Source organism: uncultured Desulfosarcina sp., from assembly GCF_963664155.2.
Classification (GTDB): Bacteria; Desulfobacterota; Desulfobacteria; order Desulfobacterales; family Desulfosarcinaceae; genus Desulfosarcina.
This window is the reverse complement of sequence record NZ_CAXXXH010000001.1, coordinates 2771896-2790034: the sequence shown is the minus strand read 5'-3', so window position 1 is coordinate 2790034 and position 18139 is coordinate 2771896. Positions and strand designations below refer to the sequence as shown.

Below are 18139 nucleotides of genomic sequence, written 5' to 3'. Positions count from 1 at the left end.
GGCCGGCCCCCTTCATAAACCTGGCAGCACAGGTGCTGTGCCGGAAAACCGCCTGGGCACTTAGCCGGAAGTCCTCTTTCACTAACGACAGATGGCATCGATCGCTTCACCGGCCAGCCATTGATTGATAAAATGAACGGTCACCCGAACGTCGGTTCCGGTTTTTTGTGCCAGTGATTTCAACCGTCCCAGGTTCTCCAGCACCTTAGCACGGTCTTCTATCAAGGCCTGGATTTTGATGCTTCGATCCAGACAATCCAATGCGGCCTCATCCTCACCCAATTGCTCGTAAATGACTGCCATAGCAGAAAGATCGTCGGCCATCCCCCGAGAAAATCCGGCATGGCGGTCCAATTCCAGGGCCTGCTGAAAATGGCTCATGGCTACCGGATAATTTTCGGTTTTCATCATCAGCCGCCCCCGGGTGTAATGAACGGTTGCATCGGCATTGAACCCACCGCCACCAGTTGCGGAATCAGCCTGATCCAACAGGTTTATCGCTTCATCGGTTCGATTCGTCTTCATCAACAGCACGGCCCGATGGTTCAAAACCATGGCATAGACCGGACCTGTCTCCCGGGCCAGCAGCTGCGCCTCGTCCAGCAGCACCTCGGCACCCGCCAGATCATCTGATTCGATAAGCATCGCCGCCTTGTTGGACAGCGCCTGCGCCAGCACTCGCTGGTCGTCGCAGCGCCTGGCGACGGCAATGGATGCATCGTAAAACAACCGTGCGTCTTCATCTTTACCCGCCTGTCGGTAACCATTGGCAATGCCGTTCAGGCTGCGAGCCACACCGGCCTGCTGATCGGTGAGGGAATAGTACTCGTGGGCGGCGTGAAAATGCTCCATGGCCTTGAGTGAGCACCCCTTTTGATACCAATAGATGCCACGATTCAGTTCCCGATCCCCCTGGCCGGGGCCATCGGCAGACGAGGTCACCGATGGCGAGGTGGCACAGGCCCAAATCCCCCAAAGTGCCGGAATCAGTATCAGGATAAAGGATTTTTTCATCACAAACCTTCCTTTTTTAAATGAAGTTTCGGCTGATTCCAAAGCATCGTTTTATCCGGGTCTATTGACCATCGATTGGAAAGCATCCACAGTAGCATCGCGGTCAGGGCCCAAACATCCGATAGAAAAGAATACCCATGTATTCGTGAAGGGCATCGGTTGAGGTGCACAGGCAGCCGGCCCGAGGCAGCAGGTGGCGCCACGTGTAAGGGATATTCCTGGACCCCATAAAATAGGCGGGAAACGGGGTGACACGCATACCGGCGGCATCGAACGCCATCCGAGCCCGTTTCAGGTGGTAGGCAGCGGTGAGCAGGATGGGTTTGGAAAAGCCCTGCTGCCGACAGATAGCGGCAGTAAGCCGGGCATTCTGCGCCGTATCCCGGGCCCGATCTTCCACCGTGATTAGCTTTTCCGGCACGCCCAGGTCCATCAGAAACCGTTTGGCCACTGTCGCTACCGCGGAATCTGCGTCATCGTCCACCCGGCCGCCGGTGACGATAAGGGGAAGCCCCAACCGCTGAAAAAGCCTCACAGCGGTGACGATCCGGCCCATCATCGACGGCGATGGCGCCGACGTACCGGTGAGGTCCGGCACACTTTGGATCATACCGCCTCCCAGCAGAATAATCACATCTCCCGACGGATCCGATGGGATGGGATAATCCAGTTCCAGCCCATGAATCAAGAAATTGGCCATCGGAACGGTAGACAGGGCCCATAACATCATCCCCACCATCAAGTTCGCCAGCCCTAGTTTCCAGCGTTTCCGGTAAATCATCACCAAAGAAATGAACACGATCGCCAGGATGAAAATGCCCGGCGGCAGAATGAATGGGGTGATCGTCTTTTTCAGCGCAAACATGGCGTTTTCTTTCTCATGGATCAGCCGACATGGGAAATGGCGTCTTTTTTAGGTGCTTATACATCTTTTCGGATTCCTCGGTCAAATGCATCTATGATCTGCAGAATCATTGACAGCGCACAAGCGGCTTTGCTATGAGCAATATCGGATGCCCATTATACTTAAAAGGTGAATTGCCATGGAAACATATATAATCCATGCCGCGGCCGCCGCAATGGACTCGGTCCCTTGACGGTCGGCGGCAGCAAAACCAACTGCTGAACCACCACACTTCATTGGGCCGGACATGACACCGGCCCCTTTTGCTTCAACCCCTTGGCCGGACGGCCAAGGGGTTTTTTTTTCAAAGCCGGAAATAGCAGGGTTCAAGAAAAGGAGAGACGCATGAAAACCACAACGACCATCCGCTTTTCGGAACGCATGTCCCAATTGCCGCCGTATTTATTCGGTATGATCAACAAGATGAAAATGGAGCGCCGATGGAACGGGGAGGACGTCATCGACCTGGGCATGGGAAACCCCGTGGACCCGGCCCCGGATGCCGTCATCGGCAAATTGTGCGAAGTGGCCCAGGATCCAAAAACCCACCGCTATCCCGTGGCCGGCGGCATGCTGAACCTGCGCCGGGAGATCGCCTTGTACTACCGACGCAACTATGCCGTAGACCTGGCCTCAGAAAAAGAGGTGATCTGCACCATTGGCTCCAAAGAAGGGATCTCCCACCTGTGCCTGGCTCTGGTGGGACCCGGGGACACGGTGCTGGTGGCGGCCCCGGCTTTTCCCATCCATGTCTATGCCGCCGTCATTGCCGGTGCGAGCGTCATCCGGGTGCCCATCGCCTCGGAAGATGAGTTTTTAAGGCGGATCACCACCATGTGCGAATCTCTGACGCCTGCACCACGCCTGCTCATGCTCAACTACCCCCACAACCCCACGGGTGCCCTGGCGTCCAGGGAATTCTTCTCACAGATTGTTGATTTGGCAAACCGGTATGGATTTATGGTGGTCAATGATTTTGCCTATGCCCGGGTCACCTTCGACGGTTACACCGCTCCCAGTTTTCTGGAGGTTCCCGGCGCCATTGAGGTGGGGGTGGAGTTCGGCTCTTTCTCCAAATCGTACAATATGGCCGGCTGGCGGGTGGGCTACTGTGTGGGCAATCCAACGATTATCGAAGGGCTGGGAAAAATCAAGGGATATTACGACTACGGCATTTTCTCTCCCATCCAGATCGCCGGCATCGTGGCCATGCGGGACTGCGAAGCGGACATCGCCGCCCAGGCCCAACTCTATCAGAGCCGAAGGGATGTCATGTGCGAGGGACTGGCGCGCATGGGCTGGCCGGTGGAAAAACCCAAGGCGGGTATGTTCGTCTGGGTGGAGATACCGCAGCCCTGGTGCCGCATGGGGTCGGTGAATTTTGCCGTGGAAATGATGGATCGGGCCAACGTGGCGGTCACCCCCGGTGCCGGTTTTGGTGAGGAAGGGGACGGTTACCTGCGTCTGGCCCTCGTGGAAAACGAAAACCGCATCCGCCAGGGCCTCAAGCAGATGCGTCGGGCGTTGACAGAAATGGAAAAGGAATTGCCGCCGAATAATGGGTGACGGTGGGACAATAACATGCCCCACCGGTCCCGGCGGTCAGATGTTGATCACCTTGTCTGCAAACTGCATGGCGGTGACAATATCCAGCATGTTGGTGGTCTGGCCCACCCGCTTTTTCTCCAGCAGGTCGAAGTGATCCAGGCAGGTACCGCAAACCAGGAGGGTAAGGCCCGCTTCTTCCAACCCCTTCAGATCTTCAAGGGTACCAGCACCGTCGATGGTCAGCTTCACCCCGCTGTTGACGAACACCAGTCGCCACAATTCGTCGCCCATCTCCTTGAGGGTTTTGATGAAGTTGATCATCAGTTTGGCGCCCAACAGATCGTCTCCGCTGCCCATGCGGTCGGCCGCCACCATCACCATGATCTTTTTATCAGGGATTCCCGATGCAGTCGCAACCGGTGTTGGCTCCGAAGCGGCCTCCCCGGCGGTACCGATAACCGTGTATAAATCGCCCTCCTGGTCAACGTGGATCCCGTAACCTTGCGATTCCAGAAAACGGACCACATTCTGCCGGGCCGGTTCATTGTCAACCAGCACCTCGAGGTGCTGGGGATGCCGGCTCTCCACGGCCGCCTTGGTCTCCAGCACCGGTGCCGGACAGGACAATCCTCTTACGTCGATCTTGTTCAATTCACAATCCTCAATCTGCTATGGAGTTTTTAGTCATCGCATCGCCAACCGCCACTCCGGCAAAACCCGCCGATCATTTTGGAACCCATTCGAAAATGATCCCCGATACAAACTCAACGATAGACGGCGGAATCCCCCAACGGCATTTTGACCTTACACGACCTGGATGATTCCTGCCGGATAGTCCACCACTTCGCCGATGATGGCGGCATGCTCCACGCCTTCGCTTTGCAGATGGTCCACCAACCCCTCCGCGGAGGTCGGCGCCACGGCGATGCAAAGCCCCCCGGAGGTCTGGGGATCAAAAATGATGTCCTGCATGGCTGGATCCACGCCCTCGTCCATGTCCACCATGTGGGCGCGGAAACTCCGGTTTTTATGAGTACCTCCCGGAACCATGCCCATGGCGGCGAACCCGAGCGCCACGTCGATAATGGGCAGCTTTTCCAGGATAATTTTCAATCCCAGGCCGGTTCCCTGCATCATCTCCGCCAGATGGCCGATGAGCCCGAAGCCGGTGATGTCCGTACAGGCATGAACCGGGTATTCCCTCATCACCGTGGCGGCAGTCCGATTCAGGGCGGCCATGATGGCCGTCACTTTCCGGGTGATCTCCCCCGAGGCCAGGTTGCCCTTGATGGCCGTGTTGACGATGCCCGTACCTAGGGGTTTGGTGAGCACCAGGCGGTCGCCCACATTAAGCCCCTGTTTGGTCAGAATCCGGTTGGGATGGATAAACCCGGTCACGGAAAGCCCGTATTTGAGTTCATCGTCCTCCACACTGTGGCCGCCCAGCAGGACCACTCCCGCTTCCCTGACTTTGTCGATCCCCCCCTGGATCACCTCTCTCAAGACGGAAAGGTCCATTCGCTTCAGGGGAAAGCTCACCAGATTCATGGCCGTTTTGGGCTCTCCGCCCATGGCATAGACATCGCTCAGGGCATTGGCCGCAGCGATCTGTCCAAACCAATAGGGATCGTCCACCACCGGCGTGAAAAAATCGACTGTCTGAATCAGGGCCAGATCGTCGGAAATTTTGTAGACCCCGGCATCATCCGCCCGGGAAAGGCCGACCAGTACATTGGGGTCTGTTGGAAAATCCAGCCCGCACAACGCTCTTTCCAGGTCCCCTGGAGGCAGTTTGGACGCTCAGCCGGCCCCTCTGACCGTCTCGGTCAGGCGAAGGGGTGTCTGGATTGGGTCGTTCTCGGCCATTTTGTTCCTCCCGGTTAGAGGGTGAGTTGGAAAACGTGTGTTTTCAGTCGTCGAGGATGGCATCGGCCGGGCGGACGACGGCATTGATTTCGGCCATCAGCAGCTTCAGATTCAGGCCGTACCTGTCAGCCACCTCCTGCACCGTATCGAACAGTGCCTGGCAGCAGATGCAAGCGCCCGCTCGACTGTCCCACGCCTTGAACACCGCTTCGGTTTCACGGTGGCGGCTCAGGATATCCAATACCGTCATTCGGGGATCAATGCAAGACAACCCGTTTTCAGACATATCCTCTCCCAGTACTTCCAATCTGTCGAGATTAATCGCCATCGCTGCGGAAATCAAATTGCAATAAACGATAAGGAGCCTATGGCCTATAGAAAAATTCTATTTCGCTCCGGAAGCCCGAGGAGGGATGTCGGATGACGGATCAGCCAAAAAATCCTCTGCCAGTCTGCGCCCGAAAGCGACGGGGGAGCCTTACACACAACCCACTGAGTTCAAAAGCACAGGAAAACCCCGTGACGCGGGGGTGACAATCCATTATGCGGAACTTTTGTTTTTCAGCTCATCCCAGGCCTTCATGGCCCGGCGCTGGTGGGGAATGGTAATGGTACCGCCCACGATCAAACCGATAAACAGGGCTTCTTCCAATTCCTGGCTGGTGACGCCCTCTTCATGGCAGCGGATCACATGGTACGTGATGCAGTCATCGCAACGCAACACGAAACTGGCCACCAGGCCAAGCAGCTCCTTGGTCTTAACCGGCAGCACCCCTTCCCGATAGGCTTGCGAATCCAGACTGTAGTACCGCTTGGTACCCAGTCCGGCGTATTTCATTACCAGTTCATTGAGGGTTTGCCGCTCCTGTTGAAATTTTTCTATGTCACCCATGGTTCGTCTCTCCTGTATCTTTTTAGCCGACTGCTTTGCGATGCCGTTGACTTGGCCGTGTTTACTCTATTCTTATACCTAAAAATCGATGCGAAGGCCATTTATTCGCATGACCGATGCATTTATCCCAACCTGCCTGGGCTGCGGGGCAAATCATTCGTGAGAATGGGATTTTCTCATCGGGAAATATTAAGGCGTGCGTGGCAGAACCGAAGAAAAAAAGCGTCGGTTTAGATGCGGTTTCCGAAAAAGCGGATCACATAGTTGATGTGATTTTGCATGGTTTTGTAGGCCGCTTCGGCATCGCCGTCGCCTATGGCCTGGTAGATCGCCTTATGCTGCTGGAGAATTTCAACGATGTTGTCCGGATCTTCATACAGGTGCAGCAGGTTTTCCCGGATCCCCACATGAAGGAAGTCCGAGACATTCTTCATGATATAGATCTGCAGGGGATTTTTGGTTGCCGCAGCGATGGCCATGTGAAAGGAAAGATCTCCCTCGGTGCCTAACCCCCCGGCACGGGTATCGATTTCCATCTCGGCAATGGCTTTTTCAATGGCATCCAGATCTGTCGCATTGGCCCGCTGCGCCGCCAGCGAAGCGGCGGTGCACTCAATCCCCATGCGCATTTCCAACAAATCGATAAGGCTGGCATCCTGGGTCTCCATGACCGTGGCCAGCGGAATTTTCACGGCTTCGTCCATTGAACGCACGAAGGTTCCCTGACCCTGGCGCTGCTCTAAAAAACGGAGGGTGACCAGCTTGTTGATGGCTTCACGGACGGAGTTCCGGCTGACATTCAGGGCTTCGGCGAGTTCCCGCTCGGTCATGATCTTTTGACCCGGTTGGTAATCGCCACGAAAAATCAGCTCCCGCAACTGGTCGAACACCTGATCGGAAATACGTTTGGGATTGATGGGTTTAAGCCGTATTTTCATTCGCCCAGTGCTTCTGCATAAAGTTCGATGGGATGACGCACGGCGATTTTCGCACCAACCTGAGAGAGCATGTCCGAGATCTGGATCATGCAGGCCGGGCATCCCGTAGCCAGCACATCGGCATCGGTATCTATTATCTGAGCCGCCTTTTTCATCCCGATGCCTTTGGAGATATCATAGTACTGAAGGTTGAAACTCCCTCCCATCCCGCAGCACCAATCGGGTTCGGCCATCTCCGTCAGATTGCATCCGGGGGTGGCCTGGATCACGGCACGGGGTTCGTTGAACACCTTCAGGCTTTTCTTCAAATGACACGGGTCGTGGTAGGTGACGGTACGAGCCTTTCCCGGTGAATTCGTCAATGGCTGGAGTTTTGCTTCCTTGACCAGGAACTGATTGATGTCCATGGTTCGCCGGGCCAGCCGGATGGCGGCGTTGCGGCTGCGGTCGTCTGCCATCTTCGGCCAGACCTCATGGATGGTGGAAGTGCAGGTGGCGCAGGCAGTGACCAGAAAGTCGAATTCACCGCTATTGAAGCGTTTCAGGCTATGGTTCAGCAGTTTTTGAAAGGTGGGGAGGTCACCACTGGACAGCGCCGGAATACCGCAGCACCCCTGGTTTTCCGGCAGGAAAATGCCAATTCCCAAATGATTCAAGACCTTGATGGTGCTGTGAGCAATGGTCGGAAACATCTTGTCGATGAGGCACCCGGTAAAAATGGCCACTTTGAGGCCCGATTTGCCGGACGGGCTATCCATGGACGGCACTTGCCGGTGAAAGGGCACCGGGGCAAGGGTCCTGAAATGGCGGTCCTGGATCAACGGCGACATCATCCGGGCACAGGACGTTCCGATGATGTCATTGACCGGACGGGTGAAAATCCTTTGAAACCGTGCCCCCCACTCGACCAGTCGATCGAAAAGCGCCGGATTGGCCAGCATCCCTTTCAGGATCAGCCGCTTGGCCGGAGACAGCCCCATATATCCGGTAAGAATGGCCCGGGCCTTGAGAAAGATTTCCTGCACACTGACTCCGCTGGGGCAGTTGGCCGCGCAGGATCCGCACAGCAGGCACTTGTTCAGCCGCTGATAGACCCCTTCGGGATCATCAAACATGGATTCCATCAACCCGCTGAGCAGGGCCAGCTTGCCCCGGGCCACGTCGGCCTCGCGTCCGGTCTGGTCGAAGACCGGGCAAACGGACTGGCACATGCCGCAACGCATGCATACGACCAGCTGATCTTCCAGTTCCCGCATGAGGCGGGCAAGTGTTTCCATTGATGCCATGATCGGAGCTACGCTTTCGCGGCGATAATCTTGCCGGGGTTTAGAATATTCTTGGGATCCAGGGCCCGTTTGATCCGGGAAGAGAACAGGATGGTTCCGGCACTGGTCTCTTTTTCCAGATAGCGGCACTTGGCCAGACCGGTTCCGTGCTCGCCGGAAAGCGTTCCCCCCATTTTCAGCGCTTCATCGAAGATATCGTCGATAGCCTTTTCCACCCGTTCCCATTCGGTGTGGTTGCGTTTGTCCGTTAAAATGGTGGGGTGCAGGTTGCCGTCGCCGGCGTGGCCGAAGGTACCGATGGTGAGGTCATAGCGTCTGGCAATCTGCTGAATGGCGACAACCATCTCCGGGAGGCGGCTGCGGGGCACCGTGGCGTCTTCCAGCACCAGGGTGGGTTTAAGCTGAGCCAGGGCGGAGAGGGCGGCACGGCGGGCCGCCCATACCCGGTCGCGCTCGGCCGCATCTTGGGCCACGCGGATCGAAGTCGCCCCCATGGATCGACATAGCGCCTCTACCCTGGCGGCGTCTTCTTCCACCTGCGCCGGATAGCCATCCACTTCCACCAGGAGCATTGCCGCGGCATCTTTCGGTAGGCCGGCTTTGCTGAAATCTTCCACGGCCCGGATGGTGAAGTTGTCCATAAATTCCAAGGTGGCAGGAACGATGCGATTGGCGATGATAGCGGCCACGGTTTCGGAGGCTTTTTCCATGGATTCGAAAACCGCCATCATGGCCTTGCGGTGGGACGGCAGCGGGATCAGTTTGAGGATGATTTCGGCAAATACCCCCAGGGTGCCTTCCGATCCCACCATCAGCCCGGTAAGGTTGTAGCCGGTGGCGCATTTGACGGTCCTGGATCCCGATTTGACCAGGTTACCCCCCACATCGAAGAAACTCACACCCATCACGTAGTCCCGGGTGACGCCGTATTTCAGCCCGCGCAGGCCGCCGGCGTTTTCGGCCACGTTGCCGCCGATGGTGGAGACGGCCTGGCTGCCGGGATCGGGTGGGTAGAACAGGCCTTTGGCTTCCACGGCAGCGGCCAGTTTGGCCGTGACCACGCCTGGCTGAACCACGGCATACATATCCGCCTCGTTGATCTCCAGGATGGATTTCATTCCATTGGTGACCATGACCACCCCGCCGGGAAGGGGCACCGTACCGCCGCTCAAGTTGGTACCGGCGCCTCGAACAGTCAGCGGCAAGCCGCTGTCGTTGCACAGGCGCACCGCCCTCCCCAGGGCTTCGATCGTGGTGGGCCGGACGATCAGCCCGGGCTGGACCGGATCCACGACAGCGGCATCGTAAGAGTAAGTGTGCAGATCGGTGGCATCGGTCCACGCGTTATCGTCGCCCACGATGGTTTTGAATTGACGGACAAGAACATCAGCGATCATGGCCACACCCTTTGTTAAGAAAAGCCTGTTTCTTCATCATTGTATATTCATCCTTCGAGGGTCGACGTTTATCGAAATTTTCATTTCCGTATCAGCAAAACCAGCTCTTTGGGACCATGTACGCCAAACACCAGGGTAAACTCGATGTCGGCGGTCTTGGACGGACCGGATATCAACAGGGCATTGGTGGGCATGCCGCCGACCCATTTTTCCTCAGACATTATCTCGGCCAGCGAGTTGTAAATCGTGTCGGCATCGAGCACCGCCACGTGGACCGGAGGCACCAGGGACATAAGCCGCGGTTCATGCGGGGTGGGCCAGAGGACCACGGCGCCGGTGTCGGCCACCCCCGCGCGGACGCTGGTAAGCCCGGCATCGATCTGAAAGAGGTCTTCCTTGAAGGTTTCCACCGGCCCGGTGTAAGCCACCAGTTCCGGTAGTCCGCTATCATCGGCTGCCCACGCCATCTCGATTGCCGGGCCGATCGGAGCCCCCGGCCCGTACAGGAGCCGCTTCCAGCCCTTCTCCCGGGCCAATTCCTTGAACGTATCGATCCAGGTGTCCGTGTCCACGATGTGGACGTCGGTACGCATGGCCGTCATCATCGCTGCAAGGTGTTCAATCCTGGCATCCCGATCGAGCGACAACTCCTGTAGCAGCGGCGCCTCTGGAACCGTAGTCTGCTCCGCCCCGGAAGCATGCAGACGGGCCAATATACGATCACGGGCATTGTGGTGACTACTCATCTTTCACCCCTTCGTTGCGTGCGCGTTGGTGCAGGCTGGTGCAGGCCACCTTGGGCGACGTGCGGACGCGTGTCCATTTTTTGAGCGGGCCGACCTTGGGCAGGCGTTTTCCAATCTTTCCAGCCACGCGGGTGCCCATTTCATTGAGCGCCGGTGAACGGTTGACCAGTTCCCAACCTTTCCACACCAGCGTTTCAGCCAAATTCTTTTTGTAGCCCCCGCCCGCCACCACTGCACTGCCGTCCTGATCGTAACTTTCATTTCTCAGGCGCCGGATTAAATCGGGAATGGGAATCTTAACCGGGCAGACTTCCCCGCAGGCGCCGCAAAGACTGGATGCGGTGGCCAGCACACCGGCCCGTTCAAGCCCCTCCATCTGCGGGGTCAAAATTTTGCCGATGGGACCCGGGTAGACGTGCCCGTAGGCATGCCCCCCGATGCGAACGTAAACCGGGCAATGGTTCAGGCAGGTGCCGCAGCGGATGCAAAGCAGGGTCTGACGAAATTCCGGGTCGGCCAGCATGCGCGAGCGGCCGTTGTCCAAAATGACCAGGTGCACTTCCTTGGGGCCATCCTTTTCACCGGCCCGACGGGGCGATGTGATCATGTTGACATAGGTGGTAATCGTCTGCCCGGTGGCCGATCCGGTCAGCAGCCGCAACAGGGGGGGCACGTCGGCAAGCTTCTCGATAACCTTTTCCAGGCCCATCACGGCGACGTGCACCTCCGGCACGGTGGTGCACATGCGGCCGTTGCCCTCGTTTTCCACCAGCAGCAGGGTCCCGGTTTCGGCAATGGCGAAATTGACGCCGGAAAGCCCCACCTTGGCCGCGGCGAATCGTTTGCGCAAGACCCGCCTGGCAATGGCAGTCAATTCTTCCACGTCTTCCGTGTAAGGAGTGTCCGGAATCTTTTCGTGGAAAATGGCGGCCACCTCGTCCTTGTTCTTGTGGATGGCCGGTACGATGATGTGCGAGGGCGTCTCGTGGTTGAGCTGGATGATGAATTCGCCCAGATCGGTCTCGATGGCTTCGATGTTGTTTTCCTCGAGAAAATGGTTCAGGTGCATCTCCTCGGAGACCATCGACTTGCCCTTGACGATGTCACGCGAATCGTGGCGGCGCAGGATCTCCAGCACGATATTATTGGCCTCGGTCGTGTCTTCGGCCCAGTGCACCTGAATACCGTTTTGGGTGCAGTTGGCTTCGAGCTGCTCCAGCAGCCGGGGAAGCTGTTTCAGTGCACGGCGCTTGATGGCATTGCCGGCCGAGCGCAGTTGGTCGAGATGGGCGGTGTCCGGGAAGACCGCGCGGCGCTTGTCGACCAGGATGTCCATCGCCTTTCGCAGGTTTTTACGAAGCTGGTCGTCTTCCAGCGCATCGGCGATGTTGGCTTCGAAGTCGAACGTCGTCTCATTGTGCATGGGTTCTCTCCCACAGGAATTCGGCCAGGTGTTTGCCGGCAATCGCCACGCCGGCATGTTCCATCGCTCCGGTGATGTTCATCAGGCACCCACAGTCGCCGGCCACGACCGTCGAAGCACCGGTGTGGACGATATCGGCGATCTTATCCTTGACCATGGCGGCCGAAATCAACGGCTGCTTGAAGGCAAAGGTGCCGCCGAACCCGCAGCATTCCGTCTCACGCTTCAGCTCCACCAGCGTCACGTTTTTCAACTGTCGGAGCAGGGCCTTGGAATGCCGGATCACATCCATTTCGCGCAGGGCATGACAGGAGCTGTGCCAGGTGATCGTCAGCGGTGCTCCCCGATCTTCGAAATTAGCCTTCAGAACCGTGACCAGATATTCGGACCATTCATACACCCGTTCGGAAAAACGGCGCGCAGCGACTTCATCGGGGGTGCCGGCGAACAGCGTCGGATAATGATGTTTCATCATGCCGGCACAGGATCCCGAAGGTACCACAATGGGATAAGGTTTCGAAAACACCTCGATCTGTTTGCGGGCAACGGCCCGAGCCTCCCGGATGAATCCGGAATTGTAAGCCGGCTGGCCGCAGCAGGACTGGTCCGGGGGGAAGATTACCTTTACACCCCGGGATTCAAGCAGCCGGATGGCCGCCATCCCGGCATCGGGATAGACGGCATCCATCAGGCAGGTACCGAAAAAATAGACGGGTTCGCATCGATCCGGATCGTTTCGGCTCTTCATCGGTGTCACCTTCGGTGAGAGTGTCATCAGCTGCCGAAAAAGATGGCTGGCAGCCAGGTAATCAGGCCCGGGAAAATTGCCAGGATCAGCAGTCCTACCAGTTGCAGCAACACAAATGGGATGATGCCGCGGTAGATGTGCATCATGGTATATTCCGGCGGGGCGACCCCCTTGAAATAAAACAGCGCGTAGCCGAAGGGCGGCGTCAGAAACGAGGTCTGCAGGTTGACGCACATCAGGATCGAAAACCACAGCGGGTTAAAATCCAGCTCCATGGCGATGGGCAGAAAAATCGGCACAGTGATCAGCAGGATGGCTGCCCAGTCGATGAACATCCCCAGGATGAAGACGATCGCCATCATGATGACGAGCACCAGCCAGCGGTTCATTCCCGAACCGATGAGCACATCGGCAACCACGTCGCCGCCGCCCATGCTCAAAAACACCGAGCTGAAGAATTTTCCGCCGATGAAAAGCATCATTACCATGGCGGTAGTTTTCAGGGTGGCGCGGCAACTGTCTCTTATGACCGGCCAGTTGAGCTTGCGGTTGGCAAATGCCAGTATGGCCGCACCGCTGGCACCCATACCGGCGGCCTCGGTGGGCGTAGCCACGCCGCCCAAGATGGTGCCCATTACGGCCAGGATCAGCGCCAGGGGCGGCACCATCGACTTTAAGGTCATGCTCCATTTTTGGGCAGCCGTGTAGGTGCCGGCCTCGGCCTTGGAGATCGGGGGGCCCAGCTGCGGATTGATGTTGCAGCGTACCACAATATAGGCAAAATAAAGGCCCGCCAACAGCAGGCCCGGGAAGATCGCGCCGGCAAACAGGTTGCCGACGGTGGTCTCCTTGAGCCCGGTCAAACCGCCATAGATAACCATCATGATGGAGGGTGGAATCAATATTCCCAGGGTACCGGCGGCACAGATGATACCGCTGGTCATCTCTTTCTGGTAGTTCTTGCGCAGCAAGGCTGGTGCAGCCAGCAGGGTCATGGCGACAACCGAAGCACCAATTATGCCCGTGGTGGCGGCAAATACGGTGCACACCACAACCACGGCCAGTCCCAAACCACCCTTGATGCCGCCCAAGACCACATAGAGGGCTTCAAAAAGCTTGTCGCTGACCTTGGACCGGTCCAGCAATTGGGCCATGAGGATGAACAGCGGGATGGCCACCAGCACATAGTTTTCCATGACGCCCCAGGCGTTGTTGGCAAACATGTCGAACAGAGCACTCAAATTAAATCCGTTGTCGATCAGCCCGAACAGGGTTGCCACGGCCGCCAGGGTGTATGCCAGCGGATGACCGAAGACAATTGCCACGATCAGCGATACGAACATCGCGACAGTTAGAAATTCTACACTCATGGTTAGTTACCTCACCCCTTCTGCTTTGCCTTGCAGCACCCGGATGTTATGGATCAAATTGGAAAACCCCTGAATCAGCAGAAACGAAAAGGATATGGCCATCAGGGTTTTGATGGGATAAATCGGCGGCGCCCAGCTGGTGGGGTTGAGTTCCCGTCCGGCGATGGATGTCAGGGCGTACTTCCACGTGGCGATGGTCATCAGGACCATCACCGGCATGAAGAAAACCAGATTAGTCAAAATTCCGATAACGCCCTGGGGCTTCATCGGCATGCGTGAGGTGAAAATGTCTACCCGCACGTGTCCGCCGTAGACGTCGCAGTAGGCCAGCCCCAGCATGTAGTGTACCCCGTAAAGAAACGTGGTGGCTTCAAAACCCCAGGTGGTGGGGGCATTGAAGGCGTACCGCATGACCACCTCGTAGACCACCACCAGCAACAGAGGAATGGCCAGCAATGAACTGATTTCACCCTGTTTGATGTTAAATGTATCAATTGCGTTGACTATTTTTCCAAGCATGCCAGTGTTCCTTTCAAACGGCACATAATCTGTTGATAGCGGTTCAAGGTTCGCATTATCAGGATGCGAACCTTGAACCGCTGATTTCAAGCGATCAAATGCACGTGGGTCTCTATTCGGTAATACGACCGCCGATGTAGGTTTCATAGGGCCACGCGGCCGCTCCGGAGCGGGCATCACGCCAGTCGGCAAAGCTTTCGGTGAAGGCTTCCTGGCTGTCGAGCACCTTTTTTACATCCGGGTACTTGGCTTTGACTTCATCGAGATAGGCTTTGGTTTTTTTGCGGAATTCGATAAGCGTTTCTTTGTCCATCTTGACGAATTCGATTTTCTCCTTGAAGCGACGAATGGCTTCGGCGTTAAGGCTGTTGATCCAGTTGTAGCTCCACAGCTGGGTTTCTTTTGCGCAGATATCGATGATCCATTTCAGGTCTTCGGGAAGTTTTTCATACGCATCCTTGTTGAAGAACAGGGCGCACTGGACACCGGGCTGATGGACACCGGGCTGGATGGCGTATTTGGTAATTTCGTCAAACCCCATGGGATAGTTGATGGCCGGAGAGGAGAACTCGGCGGCATCGATGACGCCACGCTCCAGGGCCAGGTAGACTTCGCCGCCGGGCAGGGGGCTGACCGATGCACCCAGATTGTTCATGATATCCATGTACCAGCCCGGGGTACGCACACGCATGCCCTTGAAATCTTCCATCTTGGTTGCTCGTTTGTTGGAGGAGAGGCCCATTTCCTGACCAACCTGACCACCGGGCAGGGCGAAAAGGTTGAACTGGCCATAGAGCTCCTGCATCAGTTCCAGGCCGCCTTTTTCATAAAGCCAGATGTTGTAGCCTTCAGCATCCAGCCCGAAGGGTACGGAGGCAAAGGCCACGAAGGCTTCGTTTTTGCCCTTCCAGTAACCGGGCCAGTCATGGCCGACCTGGGCCGAACCCTGGCTTACAGCGTCAAAACTCTGCATGGCGGGCACCAGTTCTCCCGCGGAAAAAGCCTTGATGTCCAGGCGGCCTGCAGAAGCCAGCCGCACGCTGTCGGCAAAATGGACGGCAATATCGTAAAACAGAAGGCCCTTGCTCCAGGGCATGACCATTTTCCAGCGAATTTTTTCAGTACTGGGTTTGAACTTCACCCGGTTGGCGATATCGTGGCGTTTGTCGCTACCGAATTTTTCACGTTTTTCAGCGGCAATGGATGCGCTGGTCAGGAAACACAGGGCCAGGGCGATGCAAAAAATGGTGGTTAACGCTTTTTTCATGACGGATTCCTCCCTGCTGAATCGAATGGATTAAAAACATCTCAACTTTAAAAGGGATATCTTGCTCTTGCCGACAGGTTGGCCACACACCTCCTTTCAATGGCATCCTGGCTGTTTTGCAGAAATGGTCCTATGTTTAATAGCTTATTGGTCATACCATTGATCATTTCGGATATTATAGAAGCTGGACCATGTCAACAATAATTTTGGTATACAAATGATGAATGACGTTTATTAAAAAGACATTTTTGTTGCGGACCCGATCCTCCGCCGACCGTTGTTTAACGATGGGATGCAAGCAGCCCGATAGTAAGCAGAAGAGCTACCATCGCACGACTTCTGGGATTGACGAAAATTATTGGTAGTCGTCATCGATAGGTAAAAACTCGAAATTCAATGGTTGCCTTTTAAGTTGTACGGATAGTGAGGCGACGATCCTCAATTTTACATGAAGCCTTAGAAGAAGCCGTTGGTAACACCATATAAAAGGCCCGACTTCCGTGGGCCGGTTTTCAAATGGCGATACCAATTAAAACACAGACCCAAAAATAAAGAATGGAGTGCAATTAAAGGACCAATTAAAAACGACAGGACCAGTTTATGTTAATCTTATATTTTATCAAATAGTTAACATCCTTTTCAATAAATTGTATTCGTTTTTTGAGTAGACTCCCACGCCATCAGAATGTATCTATATGACTACATGACCCAAATTTGCGACATCCCGCGTTCACCGGGAATTAAATTTTAAGTGGGCATCGGAGGACCAAATCCGTATGAAGAACAATCAAAACACAGAAGAATGCCGCGATTTCCAAGAGGTAAATAGCCAACTGGAGTTGTTTCACTTGATTTTCGACAGCATCTACAACGGCGCCATCGTGACGGACGCCAATGGCATGGTGACCCATCTGAACAAACCGTATGCGCGGTTTCTCGGCCTCGATGCAGTCGATAGCATCGGAAAACACTGCACCGAAGTCGTAGAGAACACCCGAATGCATATTGTGGGCAGGACAGGCAAACCCGAAATCAATCAGACCCAAATGATTCGCGGGCAAAACATCGTGGTGCACCGCATTCCCATTAAAAAAGCGGGGAAAGTTATTGCCGTGTTCGGCCTGGTGATGTTTCAGGATGTGGGAGAAGTGGTTAAACTGGCCAAAAAACTACGCCATCTGGAGTCGCAGGTCAAACGATACCAAAAGGAACTGATGACCCTGCGATCCACCCGATACACACTGGACAGTATTATCGGCAATAGCCGGGCGATCGCTGAACTGAAGCAGGAGGCGCTGGTAGCAGCCACCAACACCTACCCGGTGCTGATTGTCGGTGAAAGCGGAACCGGCAAAGAACTTTTTGCTCAGAGCATTCACCATGCCAGTTCAAGGGGAGTCCATCCTTTTGTACAGATCAATTGTGCCGCCATTCCAAAGGACCTGCTGGAGTCAGAACTGTTCGGGTATGACCGCGGCGCATTTACCGGTGCCCGGTCGGCAGGCAAGCCGGGCAAATTCGAACTGGCCCATCAGGGGACCATATTCCTGGATGAAATCGGTGACCTGCCCCTGGATATGCAGCCCAAGTTATTGCGGGTACTGGAAGAAAAAGTGTTTGAACGGGTTGGCGGAAATACCGTCATTCAATCCGATTTCAGGCTCATTGCCGCCACCAACCAGAACCTGGAACGGCTGATTGAAAGGGGACGTTTCCGCAATGATCTGTATTATCGGCTCAATGTCATTTCATTGAACATCCCGCCGCTGAAAGAGCGAACGGAAGACATTATCCCTATTGCTCGCCATCTTCTGCGTCAGGCGGCTCCGGACACCGCCACCGACAAAATCCGGCTCAGTCCGAAGGCGATCAATGCGCTGTTGACGTATTCATGGCAGGGAAATGTACGGGAACTGTCCAATATTATCGACCGAGCCCTTTCCACGATGAACGGAGATGTAATCGAACTGACGGATCTGCCGTTGCCTCTCCAGAGACAACCGGCGCCACCCGATATCGTTGGGGTTCAACCCATTCGCGAGATCCAGGCCGATGCGGAAAAAGCGGTGATTGTCGCCGCGCTGAAAAAAACCGGCAACAACAAGGTTCGCGCCGCTTCTTTACTGGGTATTCACCGGACCCTGCTCTATAAAAAAATGAAAAGGCACGGGATATCTCTAAGCAACAGGGGAAGAGTGTAGCAAAACAGATACATACCGGC

The 18139-nt window shown here is 55.7% G+C and carries 17 protein-coding genes; 2 read left to right on the top strand and 15 right to left on the bottom strand.

The genetic code is table 11. The features are described 5' to 3' along the window. Positions 1–81: 81 nt before the first annotated feature. The gene (locus ACHZBS_RS12790; protein WP_319406903.1) at positions 82–1014 is read right to left on the bottom strand and encodes a tetratricopeptide repeat protein; all 933 of its coding nucleotides are present in this window, start codon (positions 1012–1014) and stop codon (positions 82–84) included. A 103-nt stretch (positions 1015–1117) separates the two neighbouring features. Then, a complete protein-coding gene (locus ACHZBS_RS12785; protein ID WP_319406902.1) occupies positions 1118–1879 on the bottom strand; it encodes a YdcF family protein in 762 nt (253 codons plus the stop codon). A 384-nt stretch (positions 1880–2263) separates the two neighbouring features. Between ACHZBS_RS12785 and ACHZBS_RS12780 the strand changes: the two genes are divergently transcribed. After that, positions 2264–3484: an aminotransferase class I/II-fold pyridoxal phosphate-dependent enzyme gene (locus ACHZBS_RS12780; protein WP_319406901.1), complete on the top strand. Its 1221-nt coding sequence runs from the start codon at positions 2264–2266 to the stop codon at positions 3482–3484. 36 nt (positions 3485–3520) lie between these two features. Here ACHZBS_RS12780 and yedF read toward each other — a convergent pair whose 3' ends face one another. The 13 genes from yedF to ACHZBS_RS12715 all read right to left on the bottom strand — a co-directional run bounded on the left by yedF (position 3521) and on the right by ACHZBS_RS12715 (position 15918). Further along, a complete protein-coding gene (yedF, locus tag ACHZBS_RS12775) occupies positions 3521–4117 on the bottom strand; it encodes a sulfurtransferase-like selenium metabolism protein YedF (RefSeq protein WP_319406900.1) in 597 nt (198 codons plus the stop codon). Positions 4118–4270: 153 nt separating this feature from the next. Beyond that, positions 4271–5332 carry a selenide, water dikinase SelD gene (selD, locus tag ACHZBS_RS12770; RefSeq protein WP_319406899.1) on the bottom strand — a complete coding sequence of 354 codons (1062 nt, stop codon included), beginning with the start codon at positions 5330–5332 and terminating at the stop codon, positions 4271–4273. Between the two features lie 43 nt (positions 5333–5375). After that, positions 5376–5618, bottom strand: coding sequence for a hypothetical protein (locus ACHZBS_RS12765; RefSeq protein ID WP_319406898.1), 243 nt, complete (start codon positions 5616–5618; stop codon positions 5376–5378). A 255-nt stretch (positions 5619–5873) separates the two neighbouring features. Continuing rightward, entirely contained in the window at positions 5874–6224 is a 351-nt protein-coding gene (locus tag ACHZBS_RS12760) for a carboxymuconolactone decarboxylase family protein (protein ID WP_319406897.1), read from the bottom strand. Positions 6225–6454: 230 nt separating this feature from the next. Beyond that, on the bottom strand, positions 6455–7162 hold the full coding sequence (locus tag ACHZBS_RS12755) for a FadR/GntR family transcriptional regulator (protein ID WP_319406896.1): 708 nt from the start codon (positions 7160–7162) through the stop codon (positions 6455–6457). Further along, complete coding sequence (locus ACHZBS_RS12750) at positions 7159–8448, bottom strand: (Fe-S)-binding protein (protein ID WP_319406895.1); 1290 nt, start codon at positions 8446–8448, stop codon at positions 7159–7161. Before ACHZBS_RS12750 ends, ACHZBS_RS12755 begins: the two co-directional genes overlap by 4 nt. Before the next feature lie 8 nt (positions 8449–8456). Beyond that, positions 8457–9845, bottom strand: a complete 1389-nt coding sequence (locus ACHZBS_RS12745) for an FAD-linked oxidase C-terminal domain-containing protein (RefSeq protein WP_319406894.1) — start codon at positions 9843–9845, stop codon at positions 8457–8459. A gap of 80 nt (positions 9846–9925) precedes the next feature. Beyond that, the gene (locus ACHZBS_RS12740; protein ID WP_319406893.1) at positions 9926–10591 is read right to left on the bottom strand and encodes a lactate utilization protein; all 666 of its coding nucleotides are present in this window, start codon (positions 10589–10591) and stop codon (positions 9926–9928) included. Continuing rightward, a complete protein-coding gene (locus ACHZBS_RS12735) occupies positions 10584–12014 on the bottom strand; it encodes a LutB/LldF family L-lactate oxidation iron-sulfur protein (RefSeq protein WP_319406892.1) in 1431 nt (476 codons plus the stop codon). Before ACHZBS_RS12735 ends, ACHZBS_RS12740 begins: the two co-directional genes overlap by 8 nt. After that, a complete protein-coding gene (locus ACHZBS_RS12730; RefSeq protein ID WP_319406891.1) occupies positions 12004–12762 on the bottom strand; it encodes a (Fe-S)-binding protein in 759 nt (252 codons plus the stop codon). Before ACHZBS_RS12730 ends, ACHZBS_RS12735 begins: the two co-directional genes overlap by 11 nt. Positions 12763–12788: 26 nt before the next feature. After that, positions 12789–14132 (bottom strand): TRAP transporter large permease subunit, encoded by a 1344-nt coding sequence (locus tag ACHZBS_RS12725; protein ID WP_319406890.1) that lies wholly within the window; start codon positions 14130–14132, stop codon positions 12789–12791. A gap of 6 nt (positions 14133–14138) precedes the next feature. Then, positions 14139–14651: a TRAP transporter small permease subunit gene (locus ACHZBS_RS12720; RefSeq protein WP_319406889.1), complete on the bottom strand. Its 513-nt coding sequence runs from the start codon at positions 14649–14651 to the stop codon at positions 14139–14141. A 112-nt stretch (positions 14652–14763) separates the two neighbouring features. Then, positions 14764–15918, bottom strand: coding sequence for a TRAP transporter substrate-binding protein DctP (locus tag ACHZBS_RS12715; protein WP_319406888.1), 1155 nt, complete (start codon positions 15916–15918; stop codon positions 14764–14766). Positions 15919–16694: 776 nt separating this feature from the next. On the opposite strand from ACHZBS_RS12715, the gene ACHZBS_RS12710 reads away from it, so the two are divergent. After that, complete coding sequence (locus ACHZBS_RS12710; protein ID WP_319406887.1) at positions 16695–18119, top strand: sigma 54-interacting transcriptional regulator; 1425 nt, start codon at positions 16695–16697, stop codon at positions 18117–18119. Positions 18120–18139 lie beyond the last annotated feature (20 nt).